Origin of the sequence: Nesterenkonia sp. PF2B19 (assembly GCF_001758425.2) — a bacterium.
In the GTDB taxonomy this organism is placed as follows: domain Bacteria; phylum Actinomycetota; class Actinomycetes; order Actinomycetales; family Micrococcaceae; genus Nesterenkonia; species Nesterenkonia aethiopica.
Map to the genome: position 1 here is coordinate 1 of NZ_MDSS02000029.1, position 22,393 is coordinate 22,393.

A 22,393-nucleotide genomic window follows, 5' to 3' on the forward strand; every position below is an offset into this window, starting at 1 on the left:
CGACCAGCCGAGCGGCCGGACGCGCAGCGGGGCGCCGACCCGCGGGGAAGCGAGGCATGGCGCGGGGTCCGCGACGGCCGGACGGGAGCAGGTCTGGCAGCCCACAGGCCAGCAGGACGAGCGCCCAGAACTGGACGTAGTGCCAGAGAGAGTCGGGTGTGTGGACATCCGGCGACGTCAGGACGGTGACCACAAAACGCAGCGAGTCCAGCAGCAGGAAGCCCACGACGCCGAGGGCGGCGAGCAGCGCACTGCCCGTGAGCGCGCGGATCAGAGCGGCGATACCCGCCGCCAGCACAGCGATGAGGCTCAGGGTCAGCCAGCCCTCCAGATGGAAGGTCAGCCAGCGGAAGGAGGAGGGTGCCGCCGCGTGGAGACTGACCGCCAAGATGACGGTGTCGACCGTGGCAGCCAGCAGGGCCAGACCGATCCGCTGCCACAGCAGCATCGGGGCAGATCCGAGGCGCGGCGGCAGGGAGCCGGGGGCCGGTCCGGCGCCGAATCCGAGATTGTCGGGCGCCGGGGCTGCCGGGTGCTCCGGCGGCCGGCGGTGCGGCTGGTCGGTCATCGGCTTCTCCTCGGGGAGTCGTGCGTGCAGCGTGTCCCCGGACCCTAGCCGGAGGTCCTCACAACCGGCTCACATCGCAGGCCCATGCGCGAGGAGCTGCCCGGCAGAGCCGCCGTCCCCGGTAGGATTGCCCCGATGACCACACCGCCTCTGGACCCGTGGACCAACGGGACGCCCGCCTACCGACGCACGCTGCTGCTGGGGATGGTCTCCACCTTCCTCGGCGTCGTGTGCGTGGTGCTGGCGGCCGTCGCCGTCGGGCCGGACCTCGAGCCGACCCTGCGCGGGCTCGGGCTCGGGCTCATCGGCCTGGGCATCATCAGCCACCTGATCGCCATCCTGCTGCGCAAACGGCAGGCCAAGCAGATCATCCAGGCCCGGGCGGACCAGTCGAAGAAGAGAGGGCGCTGACGCGTTGAGCATCACCACCGAGGCGGAGGGCCGGGTCTACCCGCGGCCGCGCCGTATCAGGTCAGCCGGGAGGCGATCCGCGAGTTCGCCGTCGCGGTCAAGGCCGAGCACCCCGCCCACCATGACGTCGACGCCGCCGCGGTCCTGGGTCACCGTGACCTGGTCGCCCCGCCGACCTTCGCCGTCGTCGTCGCCCAGCGCGCGGAGGCCGCCGTGGTGGCCGACGATGAGGTCGGCATCGACTTCTCCCGCGTGGTGCACGCCGACGAGCGCTTCACCCACCACAGCCCCATCCTGGCCGGCGACACGCTGCACGCCCAGGCAACCCTGGACCGGATCCGGGTCATGGGTGCCGGGGCGATGGTCACCACCAAGGTCGAGATCACCACCGCCGAGGGCGAGGCGCGCAGCACCGTGACCTCCTCCCTGCTGGTGCGTGCCGAGGAGGAGGACGCATGAGCACCCCGGACACCACCACCCCGGACATCAACACGCTGGAGAAGGGCCAGGAGATCGGCAGCCGGGAGGTCCGGCTCTCCCGTGCGGACCTGCTCCGCTACGCGGCCGCCTCCGGCGACCACAACCCCATCCACTGGAACGAGCGCTTCGCCCGGGAGGTCGGCCTCGACGGTGTCATCGCCCACGGCATGCTCACCATGGGCCTGGCCGTGGACCTGGCCACCGACTGGGTGGGCGACCCCGGCCGGGTGGTCGACTACCAGGCCCGCTTCACCAAGCCGGTTCCTGTCCCGGATGCCGAGGCCGGACCCCCGGACACACCCACCGCCACGCTGCTGATCAGCGGGAAGGTCGGAGCGGTCGACGTCGGGGCCGCCACGGCGCGCGTCGATCTGACGGTGAGCCTGGAGGGCGCCAAGGTCCTGGCGAAGTCCCAGGTCAGCGTCCGGCTCTGAGGATCACGCCTGATCACGGGCCCGAGGATCCCGTCCGCGGGCCGGTCAGCACCGTATAATCGCCACACGGATTCGCCGCGCCCGCACCGGCGCGGCCCACGAGCACCAGCGAACAGGGGACCTCTCATGCCCAGCACCACGGAGATCGAGACCGCGGAGGGCGCCGTCGCGCCCGTCGCACGCCCTGCCGCCCCGCGGCGCACCCACGTGGCCAGAGGGCTCGGCGTGACGGCGATCGCCGCCCTGGCCCTGACCGCCTGCGGCGGCGAGGATGAGGGAGAGGGCGACGTCGAGGCCGAGCCGCAGGTGGAGACCGAGCTCGACCTCGAGGTCGGTGAGGTTGAGCTGATCTCCGAGGGCACCTTGACCGTCTGCTCGGACGTGCCCTACCCGCCGTTCGAGTACTACGACGCCGACGGCGCGGTCGTCGGCTTCGACATCGACATCGCCGAGGGCATCGCGGAGGTGCTCGACGTCGAGCTCGAGGTGGTGCAGACCAGCTTCGAGGGCATCCAGTCCGGTGTGGCGCTCAACGCGGCGTCCTGCGACCTGGCCATCTCTGGGATGACGATCACCGAGCAGCGCGCCGGCAACATGCTCTTCTCCGAGCCGTATCTGGACGACAACCTGGGTCTGCTGGCCGCCTCCGACGCGGGCATCGGCTCCCTGGAGGACATCGACGACTCCATCACGGTGGGCGTGCAGGCGGACACCACCGGAGAGACCTACGCGGAGGAGCAGGGGTACCAGATCCGCTCCTACCCCGATTCCGGGCTGCTCATCCAGGGGCTGGAGTCCGGCCAGGTGGAGGCCGCCATCGGCAACATCTCCATCCTCGGCTACCAGGCCGGTGAGCACGAGGGCTCCGAGTTCGTCGAGGAGATCGACACCGGCGAGCAGCTGGGCATCGCCGCCCAGTCGGACAACCAGGACCTCATCGACGCGGTGGACGAGATCCTCGCGGAGATGGAGTCCAGCGGCTTCATGGCCGAGGCCGAGGACCTGTGGTTCGGCGGCGGCGAGACTCCCGAGGAGGGTGACGTCGACGAGGAGGACGCCGAGGAGGCTGACGACGCTGACGACGAGATCGATGACGCGGACGACGCTGACGACGCCGATGACGCTGACGCCGACGAGGACGACGACTGACCCGCATGGCACTGACGACCCGTGACCGAGCACGGCTGAGCCTCGGGATCCAGGCCGGCCTCTTCGTCGCGGTGCTGATCGCTCTCCTGTTCATCATGGACTGGAGTGCGATCCACCGCAGCTTCTTCGACATCGAGCGCATCGGCCCGATGTTCCCCGACATCATCACCGTCGGGCTGGTCAACACCCTGCAGTACACGGCGGTCGGCTTCGTGCTCGGCCTGCTGGGCGGCACGGTGCTGGCCCTGATGAAGCTCTCCAGCTTCCCGGTCTACCGGTGGCTGGCGACCGCCTATATCGAGTTCTTCCGCGGGATCCCTGCGATCCTGGTGTTCCTGGCCCTGGGCTTCGGCGTCTCGATCGCCTTCGGCTGGAACCTGACCTCCCTGCAGATCGCCGGCTCGGCGCTCGGCCTGGTCGCCAGCGCCTACATCGCCGAGACCCTGCGCGCCGGTCTGCAGGCGGTGCCGAAGGGCCAGGTGGAGGCCGCACGGGCCCTGGGCATGCCGGCCTGGCGGGCGATGGTCTCCATCCAGATCCCGCAGGCCTTCCGCATCGTGCTGCCGCCGCTGACGAATGAGGCGATCCTGCTCACCAAGGACTCTTCGCTGATCTTCGTGGTCGGGCTGACCGCGGGCGCGGCCGAGCTGACCAAGTTCGGACGCGACGGCATCAACATCTACCAGGCGGGTCTGACCCCGCTGGTGGCCGCCGGCGCCTGCTATCTGATCATCACTGTGCCGCTGTCCATCCTGGCGCGCCGCATGGAGCACCGCTCGCCGAGGAAGAAATAGGGAGGCCCGATCCGCATGACCGAGCCTGAACTGGCCGAACATTCCTCTGCGGAGGACGGCCCCGCCGGGGTGACCATCACGGGCCTTCACAAGGCCTACGGAGACAACGAGGTGCTCAAGGGCATCGACATGTCGGTGCGCCCCGGGGAGGTGGTCTGCCTCATCGGGGCCTCCGGGTCCGGGAAGTCCACGCTGCTGCGCTGCGTGAACCGGCTGGAGGACCCCAACGCGGGGACCATCACGGTGGGCTCCTTCGAGGCCACCGATCCCGACGTCGACCTGGACGCCATGCGCCGACACATCGGCATGGTCTTCCAGCAGTTCAACCTCTTCCCGCACCTGTCGGTGCTGGAGAACTGCACGATCACCCCGCGCCGGGTGCTCAAACAGCCGAAGGAGGACGCCGAGGCGGAGGCCATGACCCAGCTGCGCCGGGTCGGGCTCGAGGAGCTCGCCCAGCGCCGTCCGGACCAGCTCTCCGGAGGCCAGCAGCAGCGGGTGGCGATCGCCCGCGCGCTGACCATGCGCCCGGCGCTGATGCTCTTCGACGAGCCGACCTCCGCCCTGGACCCGGAGACGGTCGGGGATGTGCTGGCGATCATGCGGCAGCTCGCCGAGGCCGGGATGACCATGATCGTGGTGACCCATGAGATGGCCTTCGCCCGGGAGGTCGCTGACCGGGTCGTGTTCATGGACCAGGGACGTGTGGTCGAGGAGGGCCCCGCCGCCGAGGTCATCGGCGACCCGCAGCAGCCCCGCACCCAGGACTTCCTGCGCCGAGTGCTGAACCCGACCGACGTGGACATCCGGGACTGATGCGGCAGACCGTCATGCGCCGGTTCAGCGACCACACCACCGCCCGAGTGGGCGGCACCGCAGGGGAGTGGGTCGATCGCCGGCACCGAGTTCGAGGCCCTGCAGACGCTCTCCCGCCATCCGCTGCCGTCCGAGGAGGACCGCGCCGCCGGCGGGGACACCCTGCTGGTGCTCGGAGGCGGCTCCAACCTGCTGGTGGCCGACGACGGCTTCGCCGGCACTGTGCTGCAGCTGGCCTTCACCGGCATCACCGCGGCACCGGTGAACGACGACGACGGCGACGTGCTGGTCACCGTCGCGGCCGGACATGAATGGGACGACGTCGTCGCCTGGACCGTGCAGCGCCGGTATGCGGGCCTGGAGGCCCTCTCCGGGATCCCCGGGGCCGCCGGGGCGACCCCGGTGCAGAACGTGGGCGCCTATGGGGCCGAGGTGTCCCAGACGCTGGTGGACGTCCGCGCCTGGGACCGGCTGCTGGGCGAGGTCGTGACGCTGAGCAACGAGGAGCTGGACTTCGGGTACCGGGACTCGGTGCTCAAGCGCACCACGCTGCACGGTTCGCCGCGTTACGTGGTGCTCTCGGTGCGGTTCCGTCTGACGCACCGAGGTGAGGCCACGCGGTCGTCGCCGGTCCGCTATGCGGAGCTGGCGCGCTCCCTGGGCCTGGACGTCAACGCGGCGGAGGATCAGCGGCGTGCGCCGCTGGCCGACGTGCGCACCACGGTGCTGGCCCTGCGGGCCGGCAAGGGCATGGTCCTGGACCCCGAGGACCACGACACCTGGTCCACCGGTTCGTTCTTCACCAACCCGATCGTGGGGGAGGATGTGCTGGCCACCCTGCCCGAGGGGGCGCCGCGCTTCCCTGCCCTGCCGGATGTGGACGGATCCCCGCGGGTGAAGCTCTCCGCGGCCTGGCTCATCGACCGCGCCGGCTGCCAGAAGGGCTTCGGGGCGGAGCTGGTGGAGGGCCGTGCGTCACTGTCCACCAAGCACACGCTGGCCGTCACCAACCGTGGTGAGGCCTCCACAGCGGACCTGCTGGCGGTGGCTGGAGCGGTCCGCGACCGGGTCCGGGAGACCTTCGGCATCGAACTGCACCCCGAGCCGGTGCTCATCGGCTGCGAGCTCTGAGCAGCGCTTCGAGGAGAGTTCTGAGCAGGGCTCCTGGCTGCGGCTCTCGGAGCGCGGTCGTCACTGCCCGACCACACGACACGGCGCCTGCTTCGCTGAGGAGGCAGGGCGCCGTCGTCGTGTGGTGGCGCGGGGTGCCGGAGAAAGCGCCGAGGCGTCAGCGGGAGTGGGGCGTCCTCAGAGCTTGCCGACCGCGATCAGCAGCATGCGGCGCAGCGGCTCGGCCGCACCCCAGAGGAGCTGGTCGCCCACGGTGAAGGCGGAGATGTACTCCGGGCCCATCTCCAGCTTGCGGATGCGGCCCACCGGGATGGTCAGCTCGCCGGTGGCGGCCACCGGGGTGAGCTGCTCCATGGTGGCCTCCTTCTCGTTGGGGACCACCTTCGCCCAGTCGGAGCCGGCGGCGATGATCGACTCGATCTCAGAGACCTCGAGGTCCTCGCGCAGCTTCAGGGTCAGTGCCTGGGAGTGGGAGCGCAGGGCGCCCACCCGCACGCACAGGGAGTCGAACGGGATCCTCTCCCCGCGGCGCTCCACCCCGGGGGCCAGTGAGTCGCCGCGGCCCAGGATCTTGTTGGTCTCCACCCCGGCCTTCCACTCCTCCTTGGCGACGCCGTTGCCGAGGTCCGCGTCGATCCAGGGGATGAGCGAGCCGGCCAGCGGCACTCCGAACTGGGAGGCGTCCAGGCCGCCGCGCTGGGACTCGAGGACCTTGCGGTCGATCTCCAGGATCGCGGAGGCCGGATCGGCGAGCTCCTCGCCCACGGCGCTGTGCAGGTCGCCGAACTGGGTCAGCAGCTCGCGCATGTGCTTGGCGCCGCCGCCGGAGGCCGCCTGGTAGGTCATCGCCGTGCCCCACTCGACCAGGCCCTCGGAAAACAGTCCGCCCAAGCCCATCAGCATGCAGGAGACGGTGCAGTTGCCGCCGATGAACTCCTTCACGCCGGCGGCCAGGCCGGCGTCGATGACGTCCCGGTTGATGGGGTCGAGGGTGATGATGGAGTCCTCGGCCATGCGCAGCGTCGAGGCGGCGTCGATCCAGATGCCGTCCCATCCGGCCGCGCGCAGCTTCGGGTGGACGGCCTTCGTGAAGTCGCCGCCCTGCGCGGTGACGATGATCGGCAGCTTCGCCAAGGTGTCCAGGTCATAGGCGTCCTGGAGCGTGTCCTCGGCCGGCTGCACGCCGTCGAAGCTCGGGGCGGGCCCGCCGGCGTTGGAGGTGGAGAAGAACACCGGGGAGATGTGGTCGAAGTCCCCCTCGTCGAGCATGCGCTGGATGAGCACGGAGCCGACCATGCCGCGCCAGCCGACGATGCCGACGGACGGGGTCGCGCCGGTGGCGTCGGAGAGGGCCGAGACTGCGGGGGATGTCGTAGAAGCCATGCCTACCAGGGTAACGAACTCGGTCCGTGAGACCGAGTGGTGAGCATCACGTCCGGCTCATGCGGCGTCATCATCCGGGCCGACCCCGGCTCGAGTCAGAGGCCGCGGCGCCAGCTCCAGATCAGCCAGGCGGCGACGACGGCGGGCACCACCACGAACAGGAACCCGCCCAGCAGCATGCCGATCAGGTAGACCCCGAGGGGGTCGCCTGCGGCGAATCCTGAGGAGGTGTCGCCGATGTACTGCGCCGCGGCGCCGATCACCACACCGACGGCGACGAGCAGCAGAAGGACGCCGAGCAGCAGCTTCCACAGCTTGCGGTGGGGCGCGTCGGCGCTCCAGTCCTCCGCCTCGCCCAGCCCTGGCATCGTGCTCATGACACGACGGTAGGCCGCCGGTGGGTCAGTGTCACGGTTCCCCGGCCGCCGGTCCGGCGCCGGAAGGCTCAGTCGCTGTCGGGATCCTCTTCGCCGTCGTGGCGGCAGAGAGTCTCGAAGCGGTAGCGCTGCCCGTCGGCGGCGGTGTGCCAGCCCTCTGCGGGGTCTGCGGCGCAGAGCTCCCAGCGCGACGGCGGCAGCTGCGGGGCGTAGGTGTCGCCGTCGACGTCGAGGTCGATGACCGTCACCACCGCGGCGTCGGCGAGGTCCTGCTCCACGGTCTCCGCGTAGATGCGCCCTCCACCGAGGATCCAGACCTTCGCAGGCGGCTGCCCGTCGGCACCCGGCGAGCAGGCCAGATCGAGGGCGGCGTCCAGGGAGGACGCCGTCTCGGCGCCGGCGGCGGTGATCGTCGCGGCCCGGTCGGCGTCACCGGTGATGACGATGTTGCGCCGTCCCGGCAGGGGACGGACGGACTCCGGCAGCGACTCCCAGGTACGACGCCCCATCACCACCGGGCGGCCGCGCGTCTGGGCGCGGAAGTGCGCGAAGTCCTCCGGAAGGTGCCACGGCATGTCGCCGTCGCGGCCGATCACGCCGTCGCGGGTCTGCGCCCAGATCATCCCGACCCAGGGGCGGGCGGCGGACTCGGGCGTCGTCATACGGCCACCGGTGCGGAGATGGTGGGGTGGTGCTGGTAGTCGAGGACCTCGAAGTCCTCATACTCGTAGGCGAAGATCGACTCCGGAGTGCGGCCGATCCGCAGGCGCGGATACGGGTAGGGGGCCCGGGAGAGCTGCTCGGTGACCTGCTCCACGTGGTTGTCGTAGATGTGGCAGTCCCCACCGGTCCAGATGAACTCTCCAGGCTCCAGGCCGGTCTGCTGGGCGACCATCAGGGTCAGCAGGGCATAGGAGGCGATGTTGAACGGCACACCTAGGAACAGGTCCGCGCTGCGCTGGTACAGCTGGCAGGACAGCCGACCCTCGGCCACATGGAACTGGAACATCACATGGCAGGGCGGAAGGGCCATCTTCTCCACCTCGGCCGGATTCCAGGCAGTGACCACGTGGCGGCGCGAGTCCGGATTCGTGCGCAGCGAGTCGACCACCTGCGCGATCTGATCGATGGAGCCGCCGTCGGGAGTGGGCCAGCTGCGCCACTGCACGCCGTAGACCGGGCCCAGCTCGCCGTCCTCGTCGGCCCACTCGTTCCAGATCCGCACACCGCGCTCCTGGAGCCAGCGCACGTTGGAGTCTCCGCGCAGGAACCACAGCAGCTCCAGCGCGACCGACTTGAAGTGCACACGCTTGGTGGTGATCAGGGGGAACGAGTCATGCAGGTCGAAGCGCAGCTGCCGGCCGAAGACGCTGCGCGTTCCGGTGCCGGTGCGGTCCGACTTGGGCGTGCCCTCGGCCAGCACCTCGGCCAGCAGGTCCTCATACGGGGTGGGGATCGCGTCGCTCACGGTGCCCAGCATACCGGCCGACGCCGGAGGCGCGCCGGGTGCGGACGGGCCGACGTCGACCGTCCCGCTCAGCTCACCGGCGCCTGGTGCTTCCGGTACTCCGGATAGCGGTGCAGGTACTGATCGATGTAGCTGCACTCGGAGAGGAACGCCCACCCTTCGGCGACGAGCTCGTCCAGCAGCAGCGTGACCAGGCAGCGGGCATAGCCGCGACGGCCGAACTGCGGATCGATGATCGTGTGCTGCAGGCGCTTCACCTGCCGGCCGCCGATGGTCTCCTCGGTGTAGCCGATGAACCCGATGAAGGTCTCGACGCCGTCCAGGGTGTCCCACAGCTCGGCACGGCCGCGGTCCTCATCCCGACGAAGCACCGCAGTGGGGTGGACGTTCTTCTCAACGCTCATACGGTGAGACTACCGTCACGTTCGACCGGCTGTCAGTCCTCGAACGGCTCGTAGACCTCCACGGAGACGATCTCGCCGCTGCGGTCCACCGCCTGCTGGGCGACCAGCACCGCGCCTGGCTTCAGGAAGGGGTCGGCCTCCGGCATGGCCTGGAGCAGGCGCTCGTCGTGGATCCAGCTGCGGACCTCCCCGAGCACGATCGGCAGCACCGGACGGTGGGTGCACAGCACCGTGGGCTGCAGGACCTCCAGGCACTTGCGGGTGCGGTGGAGGGTCTTGCGCGGATCCTCTTCGGCACGCTTCTCCGTGAGGGACTTGCGGTGCTTGAGCTTGTGACGGTGACGCTTCACATAGGGCGCCACGGTCTCCACGCAGCGACGCCACGGGGAGGTCTCGATCAGCCGCGGCCGCCAGGCGGTCAGCAGCCGCTCCACGGCCTTGGCCTGGCGCTTCCCGGTGGCCGCCAGGGGGCGTTCGCCCTCGGCGCGGGACCAGCTGGCCCGAGGCTTGGCCTTGGCGTGGCGCAGCACCACGAACGGGCTGGTGTGCAGCCGCAGGTCCGCATGCAGCCGCTCGAGCTCGTCCAGCGGCTCACGGTCCGTGACATTGGTGAGCATCTCGCGGGCGGTGTCCACCGAGACCCACCGGACCTCGTCGGTCTCGGAGCCGTCCGGCGTCGGGGTGCCCTCCATGATCCGGGCCGCCCAGTACCAGACCTCCTTGGGCTTGGCGCGCCCGTTCTTCCTCACGTCGTAGCGGGTGATCGGCAGCGGCACGCCCAGGCGGACTTTGAGCCCGATCTCCTCGGCGACCTCCCGCACGGCACATTCGGGCAGGGTCTCGCCGGGGTCGAGCTTCCCCTTGGGGAAGGACCAGTCGTCATAGCGGGGCCGGTGGATGAGCAGCACCTCCAGCTCCCCGCGGTGCAGGCGCCAGCAGAGGGCTCCGGCGGCGAGGATCTGGGCGTCGGTGCCGTCGTCGGCGTGGGCCGGCGTGCGGCGGCGGGGGACTCGGCGCAAGGGACCTCCTGCGGCGGCGGGCGTCTCGTCGGAGTCGGTGAGGCTGGCAGGGACGTCACCGGAGGTGGTGCCGGTGCTCTCGGCGCGGGCGCTCGGCCGGGGGTTCATCGGATGGATGCTCGCTGTCTCACGCAGTCGGGATGGGTCAGGCGGGCTCCGCACCGGGCTCGGTCACCGGGGCGTACATGGTGTCCACGTCCCAGCGGGTGAACCCGAGCTTGCGGTAGAGCTCCACGGCGGCGGTGTTGTCCGCGTCCACGTAGAGCATGATCGCGCCCAGCCCCTGCGAGCGCAGATGCTCGATGCCGGCCAGCGTCAGAGAGTACCCGAGTCCGCGGCCCTGCGCATCCGGGACGACGCCGACCACGTAGACCTCGCCCAGCGGTTCGGCTCCGCCGTCCTCGCCGGGGTGGACCTTGGTCCAGTGGAAGCCCAGCAGCTGACCGTCCTCCTCGGCGAGCAGGAAGCCGGACGGATCGAACCAGTCCTCGGCCATGCGGGCATCGAGGTCCGCCCGGGTGAGGCGGCCCTGCTCGGGGTGGGTGGCGAAGGCGGCGGCGTTGGCCCGCAGCCAGTCCTCCTCGTCACGGCCGGGCTCGAAGGCCCGGATGGTGACGCTCTCCGGCAGGCGGGGGGAGGGGACCTCGTCCAGCGAGGTCAGGCGCATCCGCCACAGTTCGCGGACCGGGGCCCAGCCGTAGCGGGTGGCCAGGCGGGCGGCGGCGTCGTGCTCACCGTGGGCCCAAGCCCGCTGGACGCGTCCGGGCTGCGGAGCGAGGACGTCGTCGGCCAGGGCTGCGGTGAGCTGCCCGCCGATGCCGTGCTGGCGGCAGTTGGGGCGGACCACCAGCTCGAGGACGTCGGGGGCGTCCTCGGCACCGAGGACGACGACGCCGGCGCCGGTGAGCAGATGCTGATGATCGGTGCGGTGCTCGTCCGGGGCGGCCCAGGCGTAGGCGATGCGCAGCGGGGCCTGGGGGTCGCCGGAGTCGGCGGCCTGGTGCAGCTCCACCAGGGTCTGCTCCGAGAACGGCGGATTGGCGTCCGCCTCCTCTGCGGCGCGGGCCAGTTCGACCAGGGCGTCCACCTGGTCTGCGGTGGGGGCGCCTCCGCACAGTTCGACGGTCGTCTCAGGGGCGGTCTGGGTCTCCTGGGGCCTCATGTCTCCACTGTATCCGAGGACGGGCGCCGTATCGGAGGACGGGTGCCGGGGTCTCAGCCGAGGAGGGCGCCCTTGGCAGGCTGGCCGATCGGCCGAGGGGTCAGCCGAGTGACCTCCACCGGGCGGGCGAGGGACCCCTCCAGGTCCCGGTTCAGCTCCGCCACGGGCTCGCCGGCTCCGTGGGCGTCGAGCGCCTCCGCGGAGTCCCAGTGCTCGATCATCAGCAGCGTGCCGTCCGGGGCGTCCTGGATGCAGTACAGGTTGCAGCCGGGCTCCTCGTGGACGCGGGGGATCGCCTTCTCGAGGGCGGCGATGACCTCGTCGCGCCGACCTTCGGCGGGGTGGAAGGAGGCGGTGACGACGACGGGCTGGGCAGTGCTCATGGGGGAGATCCTCCTGGACGTGGGCGGACGGGGACTGGTGGTCTGTGGTCAGGCGTCGGCGTCGTCGTCGCTGTCCTTGCCGGCGTCGGCGACCACCAGCCGGTAGCCGACGTTGCGCACCGTGCCGATCAGCGACTCGTGGTCCGGGCCGAGCTTGGCGCGCAGGCGACGGATGTGGACGTCCACGGTCCGGGTGCCGCCGAAGTAGTCATAGCCCCAGACGTCGTGGAGCAGCCGGTCGCGGGTGAAGACCTGGCCGGGGTGCAGCGCCAGGTGCTTGAGCAGCTCGAACTCCTTATAGGTGAGGTTCAGGAGTCGCCCGTCGATGGTGGCCATATAGGTGGTCTCGTCGATGGTGATTCCCCCGGCGCGGATCTCTCCGGTGGGGGCCTCCTCCTCGACTTCGACGGCGGCCAGCCGGATCCGGGCGTCGACCTCGCCGGGGTTCGCGTCGGCCAGCACGAAGTCGTCGATCTGCCAGGACTCGTTGAGGGTGGCCAGCCCGGCCTCGGAGACGATGACGATGATCGGGGTCAGCATCGAGGACTTCACCAGCTGGCACAGCGAGCGGGCGTGGGCCAGTTGGCGACGGGCGTCCACCAGGGTGATGTCGGCGTTCGGCGCCCGCACGATGGAGGAGGCTTCGGCGGGGAAGACGCGGACCCGGTGGGTCAGCAGCTCCAGGGAGGGCAGGGCGTCGTCGGGGGCGTCAGAGAGCAGCAGCACCTGAGCCATCCGGGTCCCTCCCTCGCGTGAGTCGTCTCCCAGTGTGACCGCCGGCGCGTCGTCGGCGCCGACTATGACGTCGCCGTCTCGTGCGCCTGGGACCGCACGACGACGAGTATATCGGCACCGCTGGTCAGCGGCCCGCGGGCCGCGTCACGGAAGGACCGCGGGCCACCTCTGGCAAGATGGCGTGATGTGAAGTACTTCCCGGTGGCCGCCTCGGCCCTGCTCTCGGCGATCGCCCTGGTGGCGGGTTCCTGGGCGGGCACCGCCGCGCTCACCGCGGTCGTCTGCGCCATCTGCGTGATCCTGGCCCTCGGCTGGCCCCAGCTCATGGGGGTGACGGCGCGGCGCTCGCTGTCGGCGGTCATCCTGCTGGCAGGCGTCGTCGCCGCCCTGGGTGCGGCCATCGTCAACGAGGTGGAGTCCCTGTTCTTCTGGTCCTCGGTGGCGTTGGCCTTCGGGGTCATGGCGGTGTTCGTCATCCAGGTGCTGCGCGGCACCGGCCGGCCCCACCGGTTGGAGTCCACCCTGGGGGCGAGTGCGGGTGTGGTGATCTCCACGACGGCGGCCGGATGGGTGGCCGGCCTGCGCTATCCCGCCGAGCTGGTCGGCCTCGCTGATGGTGAGGACGCCCTCGGCGTGCTGGCGGTGCCCGGGCTGGCGCTGTTCGAGGACTGGGCCCTGTTGGACGTCACCGGCGCGGGGGGCGACCTGTCGGTGGTCGGGCTGGCGGGGATCAGCCTGGCCGTGTCCGTGCTGATGGCCTGCCTGCCGGTGCGAGACGCCGTCGCCCTGCCGCTGGTGCTCCTCGGCGGTTTCGCAGGATCTCTGGGCACGGCGCTGCTCTGGGGCGAGCTGACCCTGCTGTTCTCCGGACTGCTGGGTCTGGTCGCGGGGGCGCTCATCGCGGCGATGCGCCGTTTCCTGATCATTCAGGGGGCGCCGGCGCCACGCTGTCCGCGATGGCGGTGGGGGCGGCTCCGATCGCCGGCATGGGAGCTCTGGTCTACTTCACCGAGCGTCTGCTGTTCGTCTGAAGCCGCCACGGGCTCCACGGGCTCCACGGGCTCCACGGGCTCCACGGGCTCCACGGGCTCCACGGGCTCCACGGGCTCCACGAGCGTCGGACGGGGCGCAGGTCATCTGCGGTCGGGCGCGGCGCACGGGGCCGGCGTCGGAGGTAGACTCTGCGGCATGGAATTCGCACTGCAGAACGTCTCGCTGCTGGCCCTGGAGATCTTCTTCATCGGGCTGCTGATCCTGGCGACGCTGGTCATCGCCGGCATCTCCTGGACCGTCGTGTCTCGCCTGTACAAGGGGCAGCGCTGACCCTTGGCACCTATGGAGCTGCCCACTGACCTCACCCCTGAGCTGGCTCCCCTGTACTGGCTGCTCGGCAGCTGGGAGGGGCAGGGCCGCCTCGGCTCAGGGGAGGAGTCCGACCCGACCTTCACCCAGCACGTCACATTCCGGGACTCGGGGCTGGAGTTCGTGGAGTACCGTGCCGTGTCCTGGCTCACCGATGAGTCCGGCGCCCGGCTGCGCCCGCTGAGCGTGGAGACCGGCTTCTGGTCCCTGGACCGTCCGCGCGCCGACGCCGACGTCGGCCCCGGGCTGAGCCCTGCCGACGTGGTGCCGGCCTACAAGACGGCCTCCGAGGTGGAGGACCTCGTCAATGACGACGGCTCCTACCCGATCACGGCGACGATCTCCCACCCTGGCAGCCTCACGGAGCTGTACTACGGCCAGATCAAGGGTCCGCAGCTGCAGATCGCGACCGACGCGGTCATGCGCGGCGAGCACGCTGCGGAATACGGCGGGGCCACTCGCATGTTCGGCCTGGTGAACGGCCAGCTGTTCTGGCGCTGGGACACCCGCGGCGTCGACGGCGAGATGGAGCCCCACGCCTCCGCGATCCTGGATCGCCGGGCGACGGCGGCCGAGTCGGCCGACTGATCACCCCGCCGAAGGAGCATCCCCGTGAGCACCGAGAGCACCAGTCCGCTGTTGGCCCGTGAGCGCGGTCGCCGCAGGAGGCGTGGACGCCGCCGTCGCCGCCCACTACGGCGACCCGACCGGCGAGCAGCGCGCCCTGGACCAGGGCCGCGCCGTCGTGGACCTCTCCCATCGAGCGGTGGTCACCGTCACCGGGCCGGACCGGCTCTCCTGGCTGACCACGCTGTCCTCCCAGCAGGTGGCGTCGCTGCCTGCCGGGCAGTCCACCGAGCTGCTGCTGCTCGACGTCTCCGGGCGCATCGAGCATGACGCCGCGGTGATCGACGACGGTGAGACCGCCTGGCTGATCACCGAGGGCGGCCACGGCGCCCAGCTGGCCTCCTGGCTGGAGTCCATGAAGTTCATGCTGCGCGTGGAGATCGCCGACCGCACCGGCGAGGTGGCGGTGCTCGGCTCCACTACGGCGCTGCCGCAGGACCTCCCCGGGGAGCTGCCGGTGCGCTGGGAGGATCCGTGGCCGCGACTGGGGCCCGGTGCGGCCAGCTACGCCGCCGTCGACGAGGCCGACCACCCGGGCTCCGACTGGTCCTGGCACCTGACCCTGGTGGAGCGCCCCCGGCTGACCGACGCCGTCGACGCGCTGGAGGTCCAGGGCCTGCGCCTGGCCGGAGTGCTCGCCGCCGAGGCGCTGCGCATCGCCTCCTGGCGGCCTCGACTGGCCACCGAGGTGGATGAGAAGGCCATCCCGCACGAACTCGACCTGATCCGCACCGCAGTGCATCTGGAGAAGGGCTGCTACCGGGGGCAGGAGACGGTCGCCCGGGTGCACAATCTGGGGCACCCGCCGCGCCGTCTGGTGTTCCTGCACCTGGACGGCAGCGAGCACACGCTGCCCGCGGCCGGATCCGCCGTCCTGGCGCCGGCCGACGTGGACGCCGCCACCGCGGAGAGCCTGTCCTCCGAGCGGTCCGTGGGCACCGTGACCTCGGTGGCCCGGCACCACGAGATGGGTCCGATCGCTCTGGCGCTGCTCAAGCGCCGGGTGGATCCCGAAGCCCGCCTGGTGGTGCGTGACACGTCGCAGGCCGAGGCGGAGGTTGAGGCCGAGGGCAAGGTTGAGGCCGAGGGCGCCGGCGATGCCGCCGCACCCGTGCAGACCTTCTACGCCGCCGCCCAGGAGCTCATCGTGCGGCCCGACGCCGGCAAGACGGTCGGGCGTCCGCAGGGCGACTTCCTGCGCGGCCCCCGCTGAGCCCCACACACCGCGGGCGGCGGCCGGGTCCGGGCAGGACCCAGTCTGCGCGTCGCCTCAGTCCAGCAGGACTGTGGTCTGGGAGCCGGCCTCGCTGAAGCCGAGCCGGATGGCGGCCCGATGTGAGGCCTCCGTGTCCATGGCGGCGCGCCACTGCGGGACGAGGCCGTCGACGAACGCCTCCTCCACCGCCACGGAGGCGATGTAGCGTCCGTGGCCAGACCCGCGGTGGGCCGGATGGGTGAGCACACCCAGCTGAGCGATCATCTGCTGCCAGACCTCCCGGCCTGCGGCGGCCAGCACCTGCTCCCGGGAATCGGCCCCGGCAGAGCCCTCGCTGTGTCCCGGTGCACCGGGAGCGGACGAAGGCCGCTCCTCCACCAGGGCGGCCGCCCAGCCGGCCTCCGCGAGCCCAGAGGCGGCGACGTCGTCGGCCGGGGAGGCGGCCATGAGCCCGGTGACATGCTCCGGTTCGAAGGAGACGGCGACGTCGGCGCGCGGTCTGATCTGCGGAGGCTCCTCGCAGTAGAGCAGGTGGGCGGCACCCAGCGCTCGGGCGCCGGAATGATGTGCGCGCACCAGAGACAGCAGTGTGCGTTCCCGGGCCAGCTCCGCATCGCTGTACCGGCGGGCCTCGCCGATGACCTCGGCGGGTCCGAAGATCACGGTGCGGTCGAACAGCCGGACGAACGTCACCGCCGCGGCGTCCTCGGCCACGGCCTCCACCCGTACCCGGGGGTCGCCGAGGTCGAGGTCGGTGTCCTCGAGGTCCAGCATGCGGCACCAGGCCAGCTTGACGATCTGCCGGGTCTGCTCGGTCAGGGACATGCAGGCCACTCTACGCGCCGCCCGGGCGGACGCTGATCAGGACCGGTGCTCGTCAGCCGGTGCTCGCCGGCCGGCTCAGCGGCCGAAGAGGATCTTCGCCTCCTCGTAGCGGGACTGCGGGACCTCCTTGAGTCCGTCGAGGGCGTCGGCGAGGTCCACCTTCACGATCTCGGTGCCCCGCAGCGCGGCCATATGTCCCCAGGCCTCCTCGTGGACGAGGTCCAGGGCCTTCATGCCGAAGCGGGTGGCGAGCACCCGGTCGTAGCCGGTGGGGTTCCCGCCGCGCTGGATGTGTCCCAGCGTGGTGTTGCGGGTCTCGATGCCGGTGGTCTCCTCGATCTGATGGGTGAGCCACTCTCCGATGCCGCCCAGGCGCGGGCGCCCGTCGGCCTCCTGGCCCTTGCCGGCCAAGGCTTCCTCGGCGCCTTCGGGGATGAAGCCCTCGGCGACGACGACCAGCGGCGAGCGTCCCCGCGAGTGGACCTGCTCGACCCATTCGTTGACCTGGTCCAGGCTGACCTTCTGCTCCGGGATGAGGATCGCGTGCGCACCGGCGGCCATGCCCGAATGCAGTGCGATCCAGCCGACGTGGCGACCCATGACCTCGGCCACCATGCAGCGGTGGTGGGACTCGCCGGTGGTGCGCAGTCGGTCCATCGCGTCGGTGGCGATGGAGATCGCGGTGTCGAAGCCGAAGGTGTAGTCGGTGGCCTTCAGGTCGTTGTCGATGGTCTTGGGCACGCCCACCACCGGGAGACCGTCGGCGGCCAGTCGGCGCGCGCCGGCCAGGGTGCCCTCGCCGCCGATCGCGATGACCGCGTCGATGTCATGGCGGCGCATCATCTTCCGGATGTTCTCCGGGCCGCCCTGCGGGTGGTTGTACGGGTGGGTGCGGGAGGTGCCCAGGATCGTGCCGCCGTCGCGCGCCAGGCCCCGGACGTCCTGGCGGCCCAGCTCCATGTAGTCACCCTCGATGAGCCCGCGCCAGCCGCCGCGGAAGCCGACGAACTCGTCGCCGTAGCTCTTGATGCCGTGCAGCACGGCTGACCGGATGACGGCGTTGAGGCCGGGGCAGTCTCCGCCTGAGGTGAGGAGTCCGATGCGCATGGTTCAGCTCATCCCTTTCCTGGTGTGATCAGTGGTGAATGACCTGGCGCCCTCGGCAGGTGGATGTCTCCAGTCTATGGTGTGATGCCCGCGACGCTCACATGCGGCGGCGACGGCGGTGAGCCCCGCGGGCGTCCTGTGCGTTCCACCGGCACCGCTGGCGCCGCTGGCACAGGACCGGGGGGTGCTCAAGCGGTGCCGAGCAGGCGCTGGATCCGCTCCAGGCCGCGGGCGAGGTCGTCGTCGCCCAGGGCGTAGGACAGGCGCAGGTACCCACTGGGCCCGAAGGCCTCGCCCGGCACGACGGCGACCTTCGCCTCCTCGAGGATCAGCTCGGCCAGCTCGGCAGAGGTCGTGGGGGTGCGTCCGGCGACCTCCGCCGGCCGTGCACCGTCCGCCAGCGCGTCCCGGACGTCCACATAGGCGTAGAAGGCGCCCTGCGGGGTCGGGCAGGAGAAGCCGGCCACCGCGTTGAGGCCCTCCACCATGGCGCGGCGGCGCCGGTCGAAGGCGACCTTCATCTCCTCCACGGCGTCCAGAGGCCCGGTCACCGCGGCGAGGGCGGCCATCTGGGAGACGTTGGCGACGTTGGAGGTGGCATGCGACTGCAGGTTCGCCGCGGCCTTGATGACGTCGGCGGGGCCGACCATCCATCCGACGCGCCAGCCGGTCATCGCATAGGTCTTGGCGACGCCGTTGAGCACGACCACCTGGTCGGCCAGCTCGGGCAGGGAGGCGATGGAGGTGAAGGGGACGCCGTCGTAGGTGAGGTGCTCGTAGATCTCGTCGGTGACGACCCACAGGCCCTTCTGCGCGGCCCAGCGGCCGATCTCCTCGGTGGCCTCGGGGGAGTGGACGGCACCGGTGGGGTTCGACGGCGAGACGAACAGCAGCACCTTGGTGCGTTCGGTCAGCGCGGCCTCCAGCTGCTCGACGGTCACCTGGTAGCCCTGCTCGGGGCCCGCGAAGACCTCGCGGGGCACGCCGCCGGCGAGCCTGATGGCTTCTGGGTAGGTGGTCCAGTACGGCGTCGGCACGATGACCTCGTCGCCGGGGTTCAGCAGCGTGGCGAAGGTGTTGTAGACGGCCTGCTTGCCGCCGTTGGTCACCAGCACCTGGCCGGGCTCCACGGCGAAGCCGGAGTCCCGGGTGGTCTTCTCCGCCAGCGCCTGGCGCAGCTCCGGCAGCCCGGCGGCCGGGGAGTACCGGTGGAACCGCGGCTCGGAGGCCGCCTGGACGGCGGCGTCCACGATGTAGCCTGGAGTCGGGAAGTCCGGCTCCCCGGCGCCGAACCCGATCACATCCTCTCCGGCTGCCTTGAGGGCCTTCGCCTTGGCGTCGACGGCAAGAGTGGCGGACTCGGCGATCGAGCCGATGCGGTCGGAGACGCGGGAGGACGGAGCGGTCATCGGGTTTCCTTGTCTGTCGCGAGCGTGGACGGTGTCGACACTGACGGGCAGGCAGGGCGCCTGCGGGTCACCACACTACCGGCAGCGCGCCGCCGCGGGTCAGGGCGGAAGCGCCCGGTTTGCCGTGGCAGGCGGTATGCCCGTAAACTTGTCCATCGGTGTCTTGTGCACCTGGCACGGCCGTGCCCGTCGAGGTCCCCTGTTCCGCAGTTTGCGGCCCGGTGGTTCGATGGGAGAATGGTCAGGTCAGGTCCGCCGTGACCCGAAGGGCAGTGGCGCAATTGGTAGCGCAACGGTCTCCAAAACCGTAGGTTGCAGGTTCGAGTCCTGTCTGCCCTGCGCTGAGCGTCGTCGACACGGCCGCTCAGGCATACAGCATCGATCACACGCGTCCCTTCGACCAGATGGAGCCCTCCGTGACCCAGACGCCTTCCACTGATGTGCAGGGGTCGACGCCTGACGGAGGCGATCCGAAGGGTCCTTCGGGAAGGTGTGGCTGTTCCTGCGGCAGGTCGTCGACGAGCTCAAGAAGGTCGTCGTCCCGACTCGTCGCGAACTGACCAACTACACGCTGGTCGTCCTGGTCTTCGTGATCATCGTGATCCTGATCGTCTCCGGGCTGGACTGGGTGTTCAGCAACGGCGCGGAGTGGATCTTCGGTGACGGCTCCACGGAGCTTCCCGCAGACGTCCCGGTCGAGGGTGACGGCGCCGGCGAATGAGCTGACGTCGCCGACGTCGGCCGGGCGAGCGATGACGTGAGAGACGAAGCGACCGAGGCATCCGTCGCCAGGACGGGCCGCGGCGAGCACCACGGAAAGCAGGAGAACAGTGTCTGACCAGGAACTTTCGCAGCACACCGAGCTGAGGCCGAGGAGGCGGCGGTCGAGGCCGTCGAGGCTGACGACGACGTCGCCGTCGAGGAGGCTGACGCCGAGGCTCCTGCCGCAGAGGCTGAGGAGGCCGACGCTGAGGCTCCGGCTGAGGAGCTGCGGCTGACGAGGCTCCGGCGGAGGACGCTCCCGAGGAGGAGAAGTCCTACGAGGAGCGCGCCGACGAGCTGCGTGGCAAGCTGCGTCGTCAGCTGGGCGACTGGTACGTCGTGCACACCTACGCCGGCTACGAGAAGCGTGTGAAGTCCAACCTGGAGACCCGCATCCAGACCCAGGACATGGAGGACTTCATCTACGAGATCGACGTCCCCATGGAGGAGGTCGTCGAGATCAAGGGCACCCAGCGCAAGATCGTCAACCGGGTCCGCATCCCGGGCTACGTGGTGGTCCGCATGGAGCTCACAGACGCCTCCTGGGGCGTGGTGCGCCACACTCCCGGTGTGACCGGCTTCGTGGGCAACGCCCACGACCCGCACCCGCTGACCCTCGACGAGGTCTTCGACATGCTGGCCGAGCACCGCCTCGGCAAGCCGGACGCCCCGAAGCGGATCGAGGGCGACTCCGAGGACTCGGCCGCCGAGGCCGCCGCTCCGGCGCAGAACGTCACCGTCGATTTCGAGATCGGCGAGTCCGTCACGGTCAACGACGGTCCGTTCGCGACCCTGCCGGCATCGATCTCCGAGATCCACCCCGACAGCCGCCAGCTGGTGGTCCTCGTCTCGATCTTCGAGCGGGAGACCCCGGTGACCCTGAACTTCAACCAGGTCGACAAGATCTACTGAGGTTCCCGGCTCCTCGCCGAGCGGGGTCGCCACAACTTCACAGACTTTCGACGTCGCGGATTGCTTTGGTCCGCGGCGTCGAGCCGGTCATCGCCGCCATGGTGACCAACCCCTCCGTCCACACTCCTGTGGCGGCAGGGACACGTACGACATGTAAGGACGCTTCACATGGCCCCGAAGAAGAAAGTCGCCGGCCTGATCAAGCTGCAGATCCAGGCAGGCGCCGCCAACCCGGCCCCGCCGATCGGCCCTGCGCTCGGTCAGCACGGTGTCAACATCATGGAGTTCTGCAAGGCCTACAACGCCGCGACCGAGTCGCAGCGCGGCAATGTGGTGCCCGTGGAGATCACGGTCTACGAGGACCGCTCCTTCACCTTCATCACCAAGACTCCGCCGGCCGCCGAGCTGATCAAGAAGCCGCCGGTGTGGCCAAGGGCTCCGGCGTGCCGCACACCGAGAAGGTCGGCAAGCTGACCCAGGCTCAGGTGGAGGAGATCGCGCAGACCAAGATGGAGGACCTCAACGCCAACGACCTGGCGGCCGCCTCCAAGATCGTCGCCGGCACCGCCCGTTCCATGGGCATCACCGTCGACGGCTGACACCGGCCTTCCGGCTGAACAGAACATCGTGGGAAAGGGCCGGGCGCGGCCCGTCACACCACACCTGCTAAGGAGAACATCGCAGATGGCACAGCGCAGCAAAGCATACAAGGCCGCTCTCGAGAAGATCGGCGAGGACACCGTCTACTCGCCCGCCGAGGCCGTGTCCCTGGCCAAGTCGACCAACCCGTCGAAGAAGGACACGACCGTGGAGGTCGTCTTCCGGCTCAGCGTCGATCCCCGCAAGGCCGACCAGATGGTGCGCGGCACCGTCAACCTGCCGCACGGCACCGGCAAGACCGCCCGCGTGGTGGTCTTCACCCAGGGTGACAACGCCGCCAAGGCCGAGGAGGCCGGTGCTGACCACGTCGGCGCCGACGAGCTCATCGCCAAGGTCGCCGACGGCTGGACCGACTTCGACGCCGCCGTCGCCTCGCCCGACATGATGGGCAAGGTCGGTCGTCTGGGCAAGATCCTGGGTCCGCGCAACCTCATGCCGAACCCGAAGACCGGCACCGTCACCCCCGACGTCGCCAAGGCCGTGGCCGACATCAAGGGCGGCAAGATCGACTTCCGTGTCGACAAGCACTCCAACCTGCATTTCATCATCGGCAAGACCAGCTTCGACGAGAAGCAGCTGGCCGAGAACTACGCCGCCGCGCTGGACGAGATCCTGCGTCTGAAGCCGTCGGCGTCGAAGGGCCGGTACATCCAGAAGGCCACCATCTCGACCACCTTCGGTCCGGGCATCCAGGTGGACCCGAACGTCACCAAGGTCGTCGTCGACGCCTGAGCATCTTCGTCGCTCCGCTGAGCCGCTGAGGTTCAGCACCCACGCAGCACACTGACACAGCAGAGCC

The 22,393-nt window shown here is 70.4% G+C and carries 23 protein-coding genes, 1 tRNA gene and 4 pseudogenes; 15 read left to right on the forward strand and 13 right to left on the reverse strand.

The window, feature by feature from the left end; all coding sequences use genetic code 11:
- Nucleotides 1-568 (reverse strand): hypothetical protein (locus tag BCY76_RS09855; protein ID WP_201791111.1); only part of this gene is annotated, 568 nt, incomplete at its 3' end.
- Nucleotides 569-703: 135 nt separating this feature from the next.
- Between BCY76_RS09855 and BCY76_RS09860 the strand changes: the two genes are divergently transcribed.
- From BCY76_RS09860 to BCY76_RS09890, 7 genes and pseudogenes are all read left to right on the forward strand, one after another.
- The gene (locus BCY76_RS09860) at nucleotides 704-979 is read left to right on the forward strand and encodes a hypothetical protein (RefSeq protein WP_070159021.1); all 276 of its coding nucleotides are present in this window, start codon (nucleotides 704-706) and stop codon (nucleotides 977-979) included.
- Nucleotides 980-1,054: 75 nt separating this feature from the next.
- Nucleotides 1,055-1,438, forward strand: coding sequence for an FAS1-like dehydratase domain-containing protein (locus tag BCY76_RS09865; RefSeq protein WP_442935356.1), 384 nt, complete (start codon nucleotides 1,055-1,057; stop codon nucleotides 1,436-1,438).
- Nucleotides 1,435-1,893: a MaoC family dehydratase gene (locus BCY76_RS09870; protein WP_070159020.1), complete on the forward strand. Its 459-nt coding sequence runs from the start codon at nucleotides 1,435-1,437 to the stop codon at nucleotides 1,891-1,893. Before BCY76_RS09865 ends, BCY76_RS09870 begins: the two co-directional genes overlap by 4 nt.
- Nucleotides 1,894-2,019: 126 nt before the next feature.
- Nucleotides 2,020-3,042 carry an ABC transporter substrate-binding protein gene (locus BCY76_RS09875; RefSeq protein WP_070159019.1) on the forward strand — a complete coding sequence of 341 codons (1,023 nt, stop codon included), beginning with the start codon at nucleotides 2,020-2,022 and terminating at the stop codon, nucleotides 3,040-3,042.
- Between the two features lie 5 nt (nucleotides 3,043-3,047).
- On the forward strand, nucleotides 3,048-3,836 hold the full coding sequence (locus BCY76_RS09880) for an amino acid ABC transporter permease (RefSeq protein WP_070159018.1): 789 nt from the start codon (nucleotides 3,048-3,050) through the stop codon (nucleotides 3,834-3,836).
- A gap of 15 nt (nucleotides 3,837-3,851) precedes the next feature.
- The gene (locus tag BCY76_RS09885) at nucleotides 3,852-4,652 is read left to right on the forward strand and encodes an amino acid ABC transporter ATP-binding protein (protein WP_070159017.1); all 801 of its coding nucleotides are present in this window, start codon (nucleotides 3,852-3,854) and stop codon (nucleotides 4,650-4,652) included.
- Nucleotides 4,652-5,783, forward strand: a pseudogene (locus tag BCY76_RS09890) (UDP-N-acetylmuramate dehydrogenase). The gene BCY76_RS09885 and the pseudogene BCY76_RS09890 overlap by 1 nt, the downstream one beginning before the upstream one ends.
- A 177-nt stretch (nucleotides 5,784-5,960) precedes the next feature.
- On the opposite strand, the gene asd reads toward BCY76_RS09890, so the two are convergent.
- The 9 genes from asd to BCY76_RS09935 all read right to left on the reverse strand — a co-directional run bounded on the left by asd (nucleotide 5,961) and on the right by BCY76_RS09935 (nucleotide 12,714).
- On the reverse strand, nucleotides 5,961-7,166 hold the full coding sequence (gene asd / locus BCY76_RS09895; protein ID WP_083277333.1) for an aspartate-semialdehyde dehydrogenase: 1,206 nt from the start codon (nucleotides 7,164-7,166) through the stop codon (nucleotides 5,961-5,963).
- A gap of 95 nt (nucleotides 7,167-7,261) precedes the next feature.
- Nucleotides 7,262-7,543, reverse strand: coding sequence for a hypothetical protein (locus tag BCY76_RS09900; RefSeq protein ID WP_139827724.1), 282 nt, complete (start codon nucleotides 7,541-7,543; stop codon nucleotides 7,262-7,264).
- 68 nt (nucleotides 7,544-7,611) lie between these two features.
- Nucleotides 7,612-8,205, reverse strand: a complete 594-nt coding sequence (locus BCY76_RS09905) for a dihydrofolate reductase (protein ID WP_070159015.1) — start codon at nucleotides 8,203-8,205, stop codon at nucleotides 7,612-7,614.
- Entirely contained in the window at nucleotides 8,202-9,023 is an 822-nt protein-coding gene (locus tag BCY76_RS09910; RefSeq protein ID WP_170922649.1) for a thymidylate synthase, read from the reverse strand. Before BCY76_RS09910 ends, BCY76_RS09905 begins: the two co-directional genes overlap by 4 nt.
- A 56-nt stretch (nucleotides 9,024-9,079) precedes the next feature.
- Nucleotides 9,080-9,415, reverse strand: a complete 336-nt coding sequence (locus tag BCY76_RS09915) for a GNAT family N-acetyltransferase (protein ID WP_070159014.1) — start codon at nucleotides 9,413-9,415, stop codon at nucleotides 9,080-9,082.
- 32 nt (nucleotides 9,416-9,447) lie between these two features.
- Nucleotides 9,448-10,542: an NUDIX hydrolase gene (locus BCY76_RS09920; RefSeq protein ID WP_083277335.1), complete on the reverse strand. Its 1,095-nt coding sequence runs from the start codon at nucleotides 10,540-10,542 to the stop codon at nucleotides 9,448-9,450.
- Between the two features lie 37 nt (nucleotides 10,543-10,579).
- A complete protein-coding gene (gene mshD, locus BCY76_RS09925; RefSeq protein ID WP_070159013.1) occupies nucleotides 10,580-11,596 on the reverse strand; it encodes a mycothiol synthase in 1,017 nt (338 codons plus the stop codon).
- Between the two features lie 53 nt (nucleotides 11,597-11,649).
- Entirely contained in the window at nucleotides 11,650-11,979 is a 330-nt protein-coding gene (locus BCY76_RS09930; RefSeq protein WP_070159012.1) for a putative quinol monooxygenase, read from the reverse strand.
- 48 nt (nucleotides 11,980-12,027) lie between these two features.
- Entirely contained in the window at nucleotides 12,028-12,714 is a 687-nt protein-coding gene (locus BCY76_RS09935; protein WP_070159011.1) for a response regulator transcription factor, read from the reverse strand.
- A gap of 186 nt (nucleotides 12,715-12,900) precedes the next feature.
- Between BCY76_RS09935 and BCY76_RS09940 the strand changes: the two genes are divergently transcribed.
- The 3 genes and pseudogenes from BCY76_RS09940 (at nucleotide 12,901) to ygfZ (ending at nucleotide 15,916) form a co-directional block, all read left to right on the forward strand.
- Nucleotides 12,901-14,037, forward strand: coding sequence for a hypothetical protein (locus BCY76_RS09940; protein ID WP_070159010.1), 1,137 nt, complete (start codon nucleotides 12,901-12,903; stop codon nucleotides 14,035-14,037).
- Nucleotides 14,038-14,049: 12 nt separating this feature from the next.
- The gene (locus BCY76_RS09945) at nucleotides 14,050-14,664 is read left to right on the forward strand and encodes an FABP family protein (RefSeq protein WP_070159009.1); all 615 of its coding nucleotides are present in this window, start codon (nucleotides 14,050-14,052) and stop codon (nucleotides 14,662-14,664) included.
- Between the two features lie 24 nt (nucleotides 14,665-14,688).
- Nucleotides 14,689-15,916 (forward strand): annotated as a pseudogene (ygfZ, locus tag BCY76_RS09950) (CAF17-like 4Fe-4S cluster assembly/insertion protein YgfZ).
- A 57-nt stretch (nucleotides 15,917-15,973) separates the two neighbouring features.
- On the opposite strand, the gene BCY76_RS09955 reads toward ygfZ, so the two are convergent.
- The 3 genes from BCY76_RS09955 to BCY76_RS09965 form a co-directional block, all read right to left on the reverse strand.
- A complete protein-coding gene (locus BCY76_RS09955; protein ID WP_070159007.1) occupies nucleotides 15,974-16,744 on the reverse strand; it encodes a GNAT family N-acetyltransferase in 771 nt (256 codons plus the stop codon).
- Nucleotides 16,745-16,819: 75 nt separating this feature from the next.
- Entirely contained in the window at nucleotides 16,820-17,851 is a 1,032-nt protein-coding gene (locus BCY76_RS09960) for a 6-phosphofructokinase (RefSeq protein WP_070159006.1), read from the reverse strand.
- Between the two features lie 188 nt (nucleotides 17,852-18,039).
- Nucleotides 18,040-19,260 carry a pyridoxal phosphate-dependent aminotransferase gene (locus BCY76_RS09965; RefSeq protein WP_070159005.1) on the reverse strand — a complete coding sequence of 407 codons (1,221 nt, stop codon included), beginning with the start codon at nucleotides 19,258-19,260 and terminating at the stop codon, nucleotides 18,040-18,042.
- Between the two features lie 266 nt (nucleotides 19,261-19,526).
- On the opposite strand from BCY76_RS09965, the gene BCY76_RS09970 reads away from it, so the two are divergent.
- The 5 genes and pseudogenes from BCY76_RS09970 to rplA all read left to right on the forward strand — a co-directional run bounded on the left by BCY76_RS09970 (nucleotide 19,527) and on the right by rplA (nucleotide 22,326).
- A tRNA-Trp gene (locus BCY76_RS09970) sits at nucleotides 19,527-19,599 on the forward strand.
- A 151-nt stretch (nucleotides 19,600-19,750) separates the two neighbouring features.
- Nucleotides 19,751-19,981 (forward strand): preprotein translocase subunit SecE, encoded by a 231-nt coding sequence (gene secE / locus BCY76_RS09975; RefSeq protein ID WP_139827725.1) that lies wholly within the window; start codon nucleotides 19,751-19,753, stop codon nucleotides 19,979-19,981.
- A 150-nt stretch (nucleotides 19,982-20,131) separates the two neighbouring features.
- Nucleotides 20,132-20,934, forward strand: a pseudogene (nusG, locus tag BCY76_RS09980) (transcription termination/antitermination protein NusG); the annotation flags it as partial.
- Between the two features lie 168 nt (nucleotides 20,935-21,102).
- Nucleotides 21,103-21,533 (forward strand): annotated as a pseudogene (gene rplK, locus BCY76_RS09985) (50S ribosomal protein L11).
- 85 nt (nucleotides 21,534-21,618) lie between these two features.
- Nucleotides 21,619-22,326 (forward strand): 50S ribosomal protein L1, encoded by a 708-nt coding sequence (gene rplA, locus BCY76_RS09990; protein WP_070159003.1) that lies wholly within the window; start codon nucleotides 21,619-21,621, stop codon nucleotides 22,324-22,326.
- Nucleotides 22,327-22,393 lie beyond the last annotated feature (67 nt).

Coding starts and splice junctions, on each gene's coding strand:
- BCY76_RS09860 (WP_070159021.1), top strand. CDS start 704: ATGACCACACCGCCTCTGGACCCGTGGACCAACGGGACGCCCGCCTAC.
- BCY76_RS09870 (WP_070159020.1), top strand. CDS start 1,435: ATGAGCACCCCGGACACCACCACCCCGGACATCAACACGCTGGAGAAG.
- BCY76_RS09875 (WP_070159019.1), top strand. CDS start 2,020: ATGCCCAGCACCACGGAGATCGAGACCGCGGAGGGCGCCGTCGCGCCC.
- BCY76_RS09880 (WP_070159018.1), top strand. CDS start 3,048: ATGGCACTGACGACCCGTGACCGAGCACGGCTGAGCCTCGGGATCCAG.
- BCY76_RS09885 (WP_070159017.1), top strand. CDS start 3,852: ATGACCGAGCCTGAACTGGCCGAACATTCCTCTGCGGAGGACGGCCCC.
- asd (WP_083277333.1), bottom strand. CDS start 7,166: ATGGCTTCTACGACATCCCCCGCAGTCTCGGCCCTCTCCGACGCCACC.
- BCY76_RS09900 (WP_139827724.1), bottom strand. CDS start 7,543: ATGAGCACGATGCCAGGGCTGGGCGAGGCGGAGGACTGGAGCGCCGAC.
- BCY76_RS09905 (WP_070159015.1), bottom strand. CDS start 8,205: ATGACGACGCCCGAGTCCGCCGCCCGCCCCTGGGTCGGGATGATCTGG.
- BCY76_RS09910 (WP_170922649.1), bottom strand. CDS start 9,023: ATGCTGGGCACCGTGAGCGACGCGATCCCCACCCCGTATGAGGACCTG.
- BCY76_RS09915 (WP_070159014.1), bottom strand. CDS start 9,415: ATGAGCGTTGAGAAGAACGTCCACCCCACTGCGGTGCTTCGTCGGGAT.
- BCY76_RS09920 (WP_083277335.1), bottom strand. CDS start 10,542: ATGAACCCCCGGCCGAGCGCCCGCGCCGAGAGCACCGGCACCACCTCC.
- mshD (WP_070159013.1), bottom strand. CDS start 11,596: ATGAGGCCCCAGGAGACCCAGACCGCCCCTGAGACGACCGTCGAACTG.
- BCY76_RS09930 (WP_070159012.1), bottom strand. CDS start 11,979: ATGAGCACTGCCCAGCCCGTCGTCGTCACCGCCTCCTTCCACCCCGCC.
- BCY76_RS09935 (WP_070159011.1), bottom strand. CDS start 12,714: ATGGCTCAGGTGCTGCTGCTCTCTGACGCCCCCGACGACGCCCTGCCC.
- BCY76_RS09945 (WP_070159009.1), top strand. CDS start 14,050: ATGGAGCTGCCCACTGACCTCACCCCTGAGCTGGCTCCCCTGTACTGG.
- BCY76_RS09955 (WP_070159007.1), bottom strand. CDS start 16,744: ATGTCCCTGACCGAGCAGACCCGGCAGATCGTCAAGCTGGCCTGGTGC.
- BCY76_RS09960 (WP_070159006.1), bottom strand. CDS start 17,851: ATGCGCATCGGACTCCTCACCTCAGGCGGAGACTGCCCCGGCCTCAAC.
- BCY76_RS09965 (WP_070159005.1), bottom strand. CDS start 19,260: ATGACCGCTCCGTCCTCCCGCGTCTCCGACCGCATCGGCTCGATCGCC.
- rplA (WP_070159003.1), top strand. CDS start 21,619: ATGGCACAGCGCAGCAAAGCATACAAGGCCGCTCTCGAGAAGATCGGC.